The organism is Pseudomonas sp. F8002, from assembly GCF_013385495.1.
Classification (GTDB): domain Bacteria; phylum Pseudomonadota; class Gammaproteobacteria; order Pseudomonadales; family Pseudomonadaceae; genus Aquipseudomonas.
Map to the genome: position 1 here is coordinate 250,358 of NZ_JACAPW010000015.1, position 11,644 is coordinate 262,001.

Sequence of the window (11,644 nt, forward strand, 5' to 3'; positions counted from 1 at the left end):
CCCACATTGATCTCTAATAGCTTGAATCGCCGCGCACTTCAGGCACGCGTCCGCTCTGCCTCAACTCTATCCCTGCCCGCCTGCTTCGCCGCGTACACCCCGGAATCCGCCCGCAGCAACAAGCCATCAACGCCCTCTTCGACCCGCCAACTGGCGACCCCGAAGCTCGCCGTCACCGTGCCGACACCTTCCATCGGCGCACTGCGCAATGCCTGCCACAACTCCAGCGCAACATTGAAGGCCTGGCTGCCATCGGTATTGGCGCACAGCACCACGAACTCCTCGCCGCCCAGGCGGCAAAACACATCCGTGCGCCGCAACCGCTGGCTGATGCGTCGGCATAACTCCTTGAGCACTTCATCACCCACCGCGTGACCGTGCTGGTCGTTGATGCGCTTGAAGTGATCGATGTCGAACATGATCACCGACAACGCCCCCGAGGCACGCTTGACCCGGATCATCTCGGCCTTGAGGCGGTCCTGGAAGTAGCGCCGGTTATGGATTCCCGTCAGCGAGTCGGTGATGGACAGCGCTCGCAGCTCCTCCTCCACACGCTTGAGATCGGAAATATCCGACACATAGCCATGCCATAACGTACCGCCACCGGCCAGCTCTTCCGGCGTCGCCTCACCGCGAACCCAGCGCAGCCCCCGATGGGGCAACTGCACCCGGTATTCTTCACGCCAATGGCTCAGTTGCAGGGTGGACAGGCGAATGGACTCCCGTACCCGCTCGACATCCAGCGGATGAATCCGCTCGAAGACCTTTCGCGCATCCTGCTGCAACACCCCAGGCTCGATTTCGTAGATGTCGCGGATGCCATCACTGGCATAAATGAAACGCGAGACATCGTTCGGCTCCAGGATGAACTGGAAAATGCCGCCGGGCACATGGGCGCTGAGTTTCTTCAGCAGGCGGTCCCGCGCGGCCAGTGCCTCATAGGCGCGCTTCTGCTCGGTGACATCCAGGCAGATCGCCAGGTGCCCGACCCACAGGCCATGCTCGTCCAGCAGAACAGTGGCGAGCATGTTCACCGTCAGTTGGCTGCCGTCCTTGCGTACCAGCGTCCACTCGCGGGCCTCATGCACTGCATCGGCGCTGTCCACCAGCATCGCCTGGGCTGGCGCGATGCGCTTGCCGAGGATTGCGCTCAATTGCGCGGCACGGGCTTCCAGCTCGGGGGCCAGGTGCAGGCTTTCGAGGGTCAGGTGGCCCAGTACCTCTTGTGCTTCAAAGCCCAGCATCTGCTCGGCGCCGGCGTTGAAGGTGGTGATCACACCGCGCAAGTCCGTCGCGATGATCGCCACCTGGGTGGCCGCATTGAGCACGCTGCGCAGTTGGCCGTGGGTGCCTCGCAGTTCCTGTTCCCGCTGACGCAATTGGGCGGTGCGCTGCTCCACCAGCTTCAATGCGCGTTGGCGCTGGCTGACCACCACGTAGAGCAACGCACTGAGCAGCACACTCAGCAGGCTGCCCATGACCAGGATACTGACCAGCGACGAGTGATTGCCCTGCTGGAACACCTGGCTGGGGCGCAGGCTCAAGACGTAGACGTGGTCGCCGAGCGTCAGCCGGCGTGCTGCCACCAGGTCACTGTCTGCCAAAGGGTTGCTGGATTCGTACAACACCCGTTGCTCTGCATCGGAGGTGTCGACAATCTGCATCACCAGGTTGTCCCGTGCGGCCTTGGGCAAGCCATCGGCCACCAGCTGGCGCATGCTGATCACCGCCATGACGTAGCCATAAGGTTCACTGTCGGGCACTTGTGTCGTCGGTGCGCGGCTGACCGGTGCCACCAGCAATACGCCCATGGCGTAGGCCGGCTCCACACCCACCAGTTGCATGGGTTGGGACACCGCCATCTTCCCTGACTGTTGCGCACGCTCCACCGTCGAGCGCCGCAGTGGCTGGGCCAACAGGTCAAAACCCAGCGGCGAGCCGAGAATGCTCTGGGTCTGGCTGTACAACACCGGCACATACTCATCGCGATCAGTCGCCGGGGTCAGTTCGCCTGCCGCATTCAATTCACGAATGGAAAAATTCGCACCGCGCTCCGCCGTGATTGCCTGCTCGAACGCACCGCGCTGGTCACGCAAAACCCGGGGTGCCCAGGCATAGGCGCGGGTACGCAACAGCAAGGGCTGCGCGAACCCTTCGAACTCTTTGCGCGAGACTGTATTTGAATTGACGAAGAACCGCCGCAGGCTGCCCAGGCGTTGTTCCTGGTCCTCGAAACGCTCCTGGAGACGGCTGTAGCGCTCGTTGACCAGCAGTTGAAAGCGCTGGCGCATCTGCTGCTGGTAAAGCTCGGACGCGGCCCAGGCGACGACAATCGTCAGCGCGATACCGGCCAGCAACACCACCACCGCCACCAGCCACGCCGACACCTGCTCACTGATAAAGCCTAGGATTTTCGGGCGGACGGCATGCAGCGGCATAGACAAGACTCGGAACGCCAGCGTGCGGGTGCGTCACTTTGGCCAGGTCCTAAGTTATAGCCACAGGACTTGCGTTTGACCAGCGCAAAAAAAAGCCGCAAGGCCGGAATGATCCGGGCCTGCGGCTTCAGAACGCAGTGATCAGCGCGCGGTGATTTTCCACGCCCGATGGATCTTGGCGTTACGCGCAAAATCCGGGTCGATGGTCTTGTCGCTGATCTCTTCGACGGCATACCGCTCGACGAGGTTGTCTTCCAGCTGGAACTTGCGGAAGTTGTTCGAGAAGTACAACACGCCGCCCGGTGCCAGGCGCGCCATGGCCAGGTCCAGCAACTGCACGTGGTCGCGTTGCACGTCGAAGATGCCTTCCATGCGCTTGGAGTTGGAGAAGGTCGGCGGGTCGATGAAGATCATGTCGAACTCATCGCGGCTGGCTTCCAGCCAGGCCATCACGTCGCCCTGCTCCAGGCGGTTCTTGTCGGAGAAACCGTTGAGGGAGAAGTTGCGGCGCGCCCAGTCCAGGTAGGTCTTCGACAGGTCGACGCTGGTGGTGCTGCGCGCGCCACCCTTGGCGGCGTGCACACTGGCGGTGGCGGTGTAGCAATACAGGTTGAGGAAGCGTTTGCCGGCCGCCTCTTTCTGGATGCGCATGCGCATTGGACGGTGGTCGAGGAACAGGCCGGTGTCCAGGTAATCGGTCAGGTTGACCAGCAACTTGACGCCGCCTTCGCTGACCTCGGTGAACTTGCCCTGGGCGCTCTGGCGCTCGTACTGCTTGGTGCCGCTCTGGCGTTCGCGACGCTTGACCACCACACGGTTCTTGTCGATGCCCAGCGCCTGGGGAATGGCCGCCAGGGCATCGAACATGCGTGCCGAAGCTTTTTCCGGGTCAATCGACTTCGGCGCCACGTATTCCTGGACGTGGACCCAGTCGTGGTACAGGTCGATGGCCATGGAGTATTCCGGCATGTCGGCATCGTACACACGGTAGCAATCGACGCCTTCGCGCTTGGCCCACTTGCCCAGCAGTTTCAGGTTCTTTTGCAGGCGGTTGGCAAACATCTGCCCGCCTTCGCTCAAGCGCGCCTGCTCGACCACCGGGGCCGGGGCGGGTTTGATCGGGTTCCCGTTCTTGTTGTACTGGCGCTCTTGCGGCTCGGTCGGCGCCTGGTCGTAGGCCGCTTGCTCGCGCTCGGCCTGGCGTTGTTCCGGGGTGCGACGCTCGCCGGTGACGAACTGATCCGGGGTGACCTTGATCAGCAGCAATTTGCACGGCAAGGCGCCGTTCCAGAACGAATACTGTTTGTGGCTGCGGATGCCCATGCGCTTGCCCAGGTCCGGAGCACCGGTGAACACCGCCGCTTCCCAGCCCAGGCACGCCTGGCGCAGACGCTCGCCGAGGTTCTGATAGAGGTACAACAGGCTGGCTTCATCACCCAGACGCTCGCCATACGGCGGGTTGCAGATCACCAGGCCTTTCTGGTTCTGGTCCGGACGCGGCTCGAAGGTACCGACTTCGCCCTGGTAGATCTTGATCCAGTGGCTAAGGCCTGCGCGTTCGATGTTGTTACGGGCGGGTTGGATCAGGCGAGGATCCGCCTCGTAACCACGAATCCACAGCGGTGGCTTGGCCATGCCGATGGCGGCACGTTCGCTGGCCTCTGTGTGAAGTTTTTTCCACAGCGCCGGAACGTGGCCAAGCCAGGCGGTGAAACCCCACAGCTCACGGTTCAGGTTGGGCGCAATGTCGGCGGCGATCATCGCGCCTTCCACCAGGAAGGTACCGACGCCGCACATCGGGTCCGTCAGCGCGCCGCCTTCGGCAGCGATGCGCGGCCAGCCGGAGCGAATCAGGATCGCCGCCGCCAGGTTCTCTTTCAACGGTGCCGCGCCCTGCTGCAGGCGGTAGCCGCGCTGGTGCAGGCTGTGGCCGGACAGGTCGAGAGAGAGGATCGCTTCGCCACGGTCCAGGCGCAGGTGGATGCGCAGGTCCGGGTTGATCTTGTCGATGGACGGACGTTCGCCGGTCGGGGTGCGCAGCTTGTCGACAATCGCATCCTTGACCTTCAGCGCGCCGAAGTGGGTGTTGTCGATGCCCGAGCCATGGCCGCTGAATTCAACGGCCAGGGTGCCGTCGGCGAGCATGTGGTCTTCCCACTCGATGTCCAGCACCCCGTGGTACAGGTCTTCGGCGTCCTTCATCGGGAAGCGCTTGAGCACCAGCAACACGCGGTTGGCCAGGCGCGACCAGAGGCACAGGCGGTAGGCGGTCTCCATGTCGGCCATGCCGCGCACGGCCGAGGTGTGCTCGCGGGCTTCCTCAAGGCCAAGCCCGACGGCTTCCTCGATCAGCAGGCCTTCGAGGCCCTTGGGGCAGGTGAGGAAGAGTTCAAAACGGTCCGACATGGGGCATTCCAGGCTTTTCAGCAATAAGTGAACGGGCGACGCATCGCGCGTTCGGTTTTCAATCAAGCGCTTTTCTTGAAGAGCGCTCGTGTGGCACGAATGTGCCGTTCCACCCCGGCTACCGGCCTTTCGGGCCTTTATCGACGGGGCAGTTCAAGTATTTGGAGCAACAAGAAGAAACATTCCGACCCTTCGTCGAATAATAACCGACTGCAACAGGCGGACATTCTCACTAAAGGATTAAACCCATCCTCTTTGAAGGGCACATCATAGCTGGGTTTGCCCAATAAAAGGGGCGAAAAGCCATCCCAGCTTATGGCTATAGCATCGTTATCGTTACGTGCTTATGACAAAACGATCATTGAATCCATGTGACCTATTGGTTAGAACTCAACACAGGTTGGCGCCGTAACGACGCCGACACATAGCTCGCCACGCCGGCAGCGAGCGCACCAACGGCAGAAAAACTCTGCCCGGCCTCGGACGAGGCCGAAGGATATCAAGACAGTCAACAAGTGAGGGAAACACCCTATGAGAAGACTTAAGCGTGATCCGTTGGAAAGAGCATTTTTACGCGGATATCAATATGGCGTTCATGGCAAATCCCGTGAGCTTTGCCCATTTACTCTACCGTCGGTACGCCAAGCCTGGATCAACGGCTGGCGAGAAGGACGCGGCGACAACTGGGACGGTATGACTGGCACTGCGGGAATCCACAGACTCAACGAACTTCACGCCGTCGGCTAATCAAGGGCATTTAATTCCGACACCAGCACGAATACGCAACCACTTAACCACGCACGCCCCATCCGGGCGGCGGGCTTCGGCCCAGGGGCTCCTTCAAGGAGCCCTTTTTATTGCCTGTTGTCAGCCGCGCGGCAATGCCGCAATCGCATCCACCGCCTGGCGAATCAACGCCGGGCCCTTGTAGATAAAGCCGGAGTACAACTGCACCAGGCTCGCGCCGGCGGCGATTTTTTCGGCCGCGTGCTTGCCCTCGGTGATGCCGCCCACGGCAATGATCGGCAAGCGCCCTGCCAACTCGGCCGCCAGCACCTTGACGATGTGGGTGCTCTGGTCGCGTACCGGCGCACCGGACAAGCCGCCCGCTTCGTCACCATACGCCAGGCCTTCGACACCGACGCGGCTCAGGGTGGTGTTGGTGGCGATCACCGCATCCATGCCCGAATCCACCAGGGCCTGGGCCACCAATACGGTCTCTTCGTCGTTCATGTCCGGGGCAATCTTGATTGCCAGGGGCACACGCTTGCCGTGGCGCACAGCCAAATCTTCCTGGCGCTGGCGCAAGGCTTCGAGCAGTTGCTTGAGGGAGTCGCCAAACTGCAGGCTGCGCAGGCCCGGGGTGTTAGGCGAGCTGACGTTGACCGTGACGTAGCTGGCGTGGGCGTAGACCTTGTCCAGGCAAATCAGATAGTCATCCACCGCACGCTCCACCGGCGTGTCGAAGTTCTTGCCGATATTGATCCCGAGGATACCGGTGTACTTAGCCGCCTGAACCCGTGACAGCAGGTTATCCACACCCAGGTTGTTGAAGCCCATGCGATTGATGATCGCCTCGGCTTCCGGCAGGCGGAAGATCCGCGGCTTCGGGTTGCCTGGCTGCGGCCGTGGGGTCACGGTGCCGATTTCGACAAAGCCAAAACCCAGCTGCGCAAAACCGTCGATGGCTGCACCGTTTTTGTCCAAACCCGCAGCCAGGCCTACCGGGTTGGGGAAATCGAGCCCCATCACCGACACCGGCATTTTCGCCGGCGCCTTGCACACCAGGCCATTGAGCCCCAGGCGGCCACCGGCACCGATCAAGTCCAGGGACAGATCGTGGGAAGTTTCCGGAGAGAGTTTGAACAACAGCTGGCGGGCCAGGGTATACATGGGCGGGCTTGACTCGGATGGCGGCGAAAGGTGGCGGCGATTATAGCCGGGGTGACGGGCTGCATGCGAGGCGTGCCGTCCAATCGTCAGTTACGGTGCGTCATCAGTTCCTCATAGCGGACCCAGATTTTTTGCGCATAGCGAAGACGCAGGGCCTCACGCTGAGGCCCGGGCCCGCCGCCCACATTGTAGGAACCGATTGCCGTCCAGTTGTAGCCGAACTGTTTGACGAAGTCGGCAAGGATCGACGCCCCCACCTCCACCGACAGGCACGGCTCATCCAGCAAGCGCTGCTCGGTAATGCCCTCCTTGAGCAGGCGCGGCAGGTGAATGCTGTTGATCTGCATCAGCCCGATATCACGGGTGCCGTTGTTGTTGGCGTAATTCATGGCCTTGGCGCGATAGCCCGACTCCACCGCGGCGATGGCCTGCAACAATTCCGGTTCCATGCCGTATCGGCTGGCAGCCTCGGCCCAACAATACGCCCGGGCTTCATTGCCGAAGCCGAGCGTGAGCATCAGCAGCAGCGCCCCCTTGCACCGCGCGCCGCTCATGCCTGCCCCCGACCGCAGGTGGAACAGACTGCGCCCACCGTCAGGCTGGTCATCCTGACCGCACAGGTCACCCGGTACCCCTTGCCGTATACCGTCTTGATCAGGCCCTTGCCGCCCTTCAAATATTTGCGCAGCGAACAGATACAACGGGTCAGGGACTCTTCCGTGGCCTCGTTATGGGGCCATGCCTGTTCCAGCAAGTGGTCCTTGGTCACCAGCACTCCGGCCGAGGACAGCAACAGGCGCAACACCTGCCACTCCTTGGGCGGGAGTTGAATATCCGAGTCTTCACTGGTCAATCTACCGTCGCCGTGCAACGTCCAGCGCTCAAAGACCATGGGGGTAGCCAGTACCCCATCGTTCACCACGGCCATTCGTACCTCCGCACCCAACTCACCTTCATTTCCAACACTGGTTTCCTGAAGGTCGCGACTATAAAAAGCCCACTCGCTGTATAGGAGAGGAAAAAACCCCATAGGCACTGATTTTTTCAGACTGGGCACGTAGGACCTTTCGGCGATGCCCGCCCAGGGGCGCCACCAACGTTCTTATCCTTCGGTCACCCGGGTAAATGCCCGCTTCACCTGCTCATGCTGGGAGCGCGTCAACGGCGGCGCCTGCCCCGGCTCGGCAGCGGTATGCAGCACACTTGCGACCGCCGTCGCCTGAATAACAAACAATCGCACACTGTTGGCCATGGGCCCGTTGTAGCGTCCGAGCAAGGCTGTGCCGGTATCGCGCTGAAAATTCCCCACCAGCAATCGCCTACCCGGTGTCACACGCACCACCGTGTTGATCCCCATCCGCTCCACCCCCGCCGAGGGTTTGTCGCGACTGGCAGCCTTGCCCATCTGGCGGCCATCCTCGACGGTGAGCAGCATCTCGATTTCATTCGCCTCGGCGAAGCGCGGCAGAACACTGACCTGCGTACCAAAGACCACCGGTTGCCATTCGTCGTGGTCTTCACCCGGCCGGGGCAGATAGAACGTCTGGTTGTCGTTGAAAACCGCGGGCACATTCTCCTGGGTGAGAATCACCGGCAACGTCGTGACCCTCGCTCGCCTGCGCAACTCCAAGGCGGTGATCCGCTGCATGAATGCTTCGTCCTCGATGGGTGCCATGACCCGGGTAGCTGAAGGCTTGTCCGACCCCTTGTGCATGGTCGCGCCGATCTTCTTGAGCTCATCGCGGTCCACATCCACCAGCCACATCGAAACCTCCACCGCGCGCTTCGGTACGTCCAGTTCTGCCACCAGACCTTCGATAAAGCTCACCTGCGCGGGCTTGCCCTTGACCAGCAGGCTGTTGGTGTCCGGGTACGCCAGCACCGAGATATTCTTGTCGGCCAGTAATCCGGGTTGCCGCGGGGACGCACTCTCCTGCTCGACGGCCAGCAGTTTTTCGATCATGGATGCCATGCCCGGCACCGTGACGGTTCTGTCGCCCATGTTGTACTCGCGGTCTGCAACGTGGGTGTTGAGCACCTGCACCACCCCGATCCGCTGCGGCCCCAGGCGCAGTTCCGCACGCTGGCGGTCCATCAGTTGGGCCAGGCGCAGCACATGGTCGACATAGTTCGGCGGCCCGGACACGTAGAACACCCGCGCCCCACTCGCACGCAGCGGGTAGCGCGCCTCTTCGAGCCCCGAACGGCGCATGAACCCACGCAGGAGGTCGACCGAGATATGCCGCAGGGTCACTACCGAGCTTTTCGCCTCGTCGGCGTCATAGAGGTAAAGCACCTGGCCATCGGTGTACCAGATCAGGCCTTGCTGCTGGGCGACCGACTCCAGCAGCAGTTGGGGCGAGTCGAAATCGAACGCCCCGCTGATGCGCTTGCGAGCTGCCGCCTGACTGACAACGATCGGCTGCCCCAGCGGCAGGGACAACGCGGTAAAAAAAGTGTGCAGGCTTTCATCACGGGCCTGGTAGGAGTACCCGAACGCGCCGGGGCTGCCCAGCAGCACCAGGCAGAAAAGCAGTGTCGAGAAACGGTGAAGGTGGCTGAACATGCCTGCATGGCCCGGGCTGAAAGAGCGGCCATACTGCGAGGCAGGCCAATTTCAATCCTGATGAAAAGCTGACGCCCAGCCCATCCTGTGCGCATCGTGGCATGTGCCTTGCTATGCCTTGTCTATCGCAGCTCGCGCCAACGGCGGAACGGGCTCAAGGACACAGACGTCGTTACCCCGGGCTCTTCCTCTGAGTACCCGACGGAACGGCGTTTTTTTATGAAAGGTACGTATTGATGAGTGATCCCCTGGCTTGGGTCAACGGCAGCGATGCCCCGGAAAAGAGCAGCCTCAACCTGGGTTTCATGGCCCTGAGCGATTGCGCCTCGGTGGTGGTCGCCGCCACCCAGGGCTTCGCCCAGCCCTATGGCCTGACCTTGAATCTCAGGCGCCAGTCATCATGGGCCAGCCTGCGGGACAATCTGGTGAGCGGCGAACTGGACGCCGCCCACAGCCTGTACGGCCTGATCTACGCCGTGCACCTGGGTATCGGCGGCGTGGCACCCACCGATATGGCGGTGCTGATGGGCCTGAACCAGAACGGCCAGAGCATCAACCTGTCCCGTGGCTTGCAACAGCTGGGGGTGACCAGTCCTGAGGCACTGGACCGCCACGTGCACCAAAGCCGAACAAAACTCACCTTCGCCCAGACCTTTCCCACAGGTACCCACGCCATGTGGTTGTATTACTGGCTGGCCAGCCAGGGCATTCATCCCCTGCAGGATGTGGACAGTGTGGTGGTGCCGCCGCCGCAGATGGTTGCGCACCTGCAAGCCGGGCGCATCGACGGCTTTTGTGTGGGCGAGCCCTGGTGCGCCAGTGCGGTGAAGCAGAACCAGGGCTTTACCCTGGCCACCACCCAGGCACTGTGGCCGGACCATCCGGAAAAAGTCCTCGGCTGCACCCAGGCATTTGTCGAGCAATACCCCAATACCGCCCGGGTACTGGTGATGGCGATCCTGCAGGCCAGCCGTTTTATCGAACAGAGCACGGAAAACCGCCGCTCCACTGCACAGTTGCTGAGCGCCCCGCAGTACCTCGACGCCCCGCTCGATTGCATCGAACCGCGCCTGCTCGGCGACTACGATGACGGCCTCGGCAACCACTGGCAGGATCCCCACGCGCTGCGTTTTTATGGCGACGGCGAGGTGAACCTGCCCTACCTGTCTGATGGCATGTGGTTCATGACCCAGTTCCGCCGCTGGGGCCTGCTGCGGGAGGACCCGGACTACCTCGGCGTTGCCCGGCGTGTGCAACAACTGGACATCTATCGCCAGGCGGCCAGCGCCGTGGGCGTGCCTGCCGGTGGCGAGGCCATGCGCAGCAGCCAGTTGATCGACGGAAAAATCTGGGACGGTTCGGACCCGGCCGGGTATGCCCGCAGCTTTCGCCTGCATGCCATGGCAGATGTTGCCAGTCGCCAGACCTTGCGCTGACAGGAGGAACCCATGCTACGAATCCTGTTGATCAATGACACACCGCGCAAGGTCGGGCGGCTCAAGGCTGCGTTGACCGAGGCCGGGTTTGAGGTGATCGATGAGTCGGGGTTGACGATCGACTTGCCGGCGCGGGTCGAAGCGGTGCGCCCGGACGTGATTTTGATCGATACCGAGTCGCCGGGACGCGATGTGATGGAGCAGGTGGTGCTGGTGAGTCGCGACCAGCCACGGCCGATTGTGATGTTTACCGATGAGCATGATCCGGGGGTGATGCGTCAGGCGATCAAGTCCGGGGTGAGTGCCTACATTGTCGAGGGGATTCAGGCGCAGCGGTTGCAGCCGATTCTGGATGTGGCGATGGCGCGGTTCGAGAGTGACCAGGCGCTGCGCGCGCAGTTGCAGGCGCGGGATCAGCAGTTGGCCGAACGCAAGCGGATCGAAACGGCCAAGGGTTTGTTGATGAAAATGAAGGGGTGTAATGAGGAAGAGGCCTACACGCTGATGCGGCGTCAGGCGATGAGTCGGCAGCAGAAGCTGATTCAGGTGGCGGAGCAGATTATTGCGATGAGTGAGTTGTTGGGGTGAGAGGGGGGCGGGGTGTATATCCGTTATTTAGGTAACGGCCGCTATTGGTTCCGCCCTTACGGCGGCTCACTTTTGAACAGCCGGGCTACAGGCCGGCTTGAGTGTTGTTAAGCAAAATCAAAATCTAAAGCGGGCACGGTTCAAATGTGGGAGCTGGCTTGCCTGCGATAGCATCAACTGGAAGTACCTGATGTACCGAGTTGTCTGCATCGCCGGCAAGCCAGCTCCTACAGAAAAGCAGAGCCACACCGCCCGTAGCAGCTGTCGAGCGCCAGCGAGGCTGCGTGCTTTTGATCTGGCTTTTGATTTTGATCTGC

Annotated in this window: 9 protein-coding genes; 3 read left to right on the forward strand and 6 right to left on the reverse strand. The window is 61.7% G+C overall.

Features of this window, described 5'->3' with window-relative positions:
- Nucleotides 1-38: 38 nt before the first annotated feature.
- Both HX811_RS12865 and rlmKL read right to left on the reverse strand, forming a co-directional pair.
- Nucleotides 39-2,438, reverse strand: a complete 2,400-nt coding sequence (locus HX811_RS12865) for a diguanylate cyclase (RefSeq protein WP_177046119.1) — start codon at nt 2,436-2,438, stop codon at nt 39-41.
- Nucleotides 2,439-2,579: 141 nt separating this feature from the next.
- Nucleotides 2,580-4,844 carry a bifunctional 23S rRNA (guanine(2069)-N(7))-methyltransferase RlmK/23S rRNA (guanine(2445)-N(2))-methyltransferase RlmL gene (gene rlmKL / locus HX811_RS12870; protein WP_177046121.1) on the reverse strand — a complete coding sequence of 755 codons (2,265 nt, stop codon included), beginning with the start codon at nt 4,842-4,844 and terminating at the stop codon, nt 2,580-2,582.
- Between the two features lie 531 nt (nt 4,845-5,375).
- Between rlmKL and rmf the strand changes: the two genes are divergently transcribed.
- Nucleotides 5,376-5,591 (forward strand): ribosome modulation factor, encoded by a 216-nt coding sequence (gene rmf, locus HX811_RS12875; RefSeq protein ID WP_002553055.1) that lies wholly within the window; start codon nt 5,376-5,378, stop codon nt 5,589-5,591.
- Nucleotides 5,592-5,711: 120 nt separating this feature from the next.
- On the opposite strand, the gene HX811_RS12880 is transcribed toward rmf, so the two are convergent.
- The 4 genes from HX811_RS12880 to sctC all read right to left on the reverse strand — a co-directional run bounded on the left by HX811_RS12880 (nt 5,712) and on the right by sctC (nt 9,303).
- Entirely contained in the window at nt 5,712-6,737 is a 1,026-nt protein-coding gene (locus HX811_RS12880) for a quinone-dependent dihydroorotate dehydrogenase (protein WP_003219118.1), read from the reverse strand.
- An 86-nt stretch (nt 6,738-6,823) separates the two neighbouring features.
- Nucleotides 6,824-7,291 (reverse strand): transglycosylase SLT domain-containing protein, encoded by a 468-nt coding sequence (locus HX811_RS12885; RefSeq protein ID WP_177019540.1) that lies wholly within the window; start codon nt 7,289-7,291, stop codon nt 6,824-6,826.
- Complete coding sequence (locus HX811_RS12890) at nt 7,288-7,665, reverse strand: winged helix-turn-helix domain-containing protein (protein ID WP_023659087.1); 378 nt, start codon at nt 7,663-7,665, stop codon at nt 7,288-7,290. The genes HX811_RS12885 and HX811_RS12890 overlap by 4 nt, the downstream gene beginning before the upstream one ends.
- A 174-nt stretch (nt 7,666-7,839) precedes the next feature.
- A complete protein-coding gene (sctC, locus tag HX811_RS12895) occupies nt 7,840-9,303 on the reverse strand; it encodes a type III secretion system outer membrane ring subunit SctC (protein WP_177046123.1) in 1,464 nt (487 codons plus the stop codon).
- Nucleotides 9,304-9,539: 236 nt separating this feature from the next.
- On the opposite strand from sctC, the gene HX811_RS12900 reads away from it, so the two are divergent.
- Both HX811_RS12900 and HX811_RS12905 read left to right on the forward strand, forming a co-directional pair.
- Nucleotides 9,540-10,739: a CmpA/NrtA family ABC transporter substrate-binding protein gene (locus HX811_RS12900; protein ID WP_177046125.1), complete on the forward strand. Its 1,200-nt coding sequence runs from the start codon at nt 9,540-9,542 to the stop codon at nt 10,737-10,739.
- Between the two features lie 12 nt (nt 10,740-10,751).
- The gene (locus tag HX811_RS12905; RefSeq protein ID WP_003219125.1) at nt 10,752-11,327 is read left to right on the forward strand and encodes an ANTAR domain-containing response regulator; all 576 of its coding nucleotides are present in this window, start codon (nt 10,752-10,754) and stop codon (nt 11,325-11,327) included.
- The last annotated feature ends 317 nt before the right edge of the window (nt 11,328-11,644 follow it).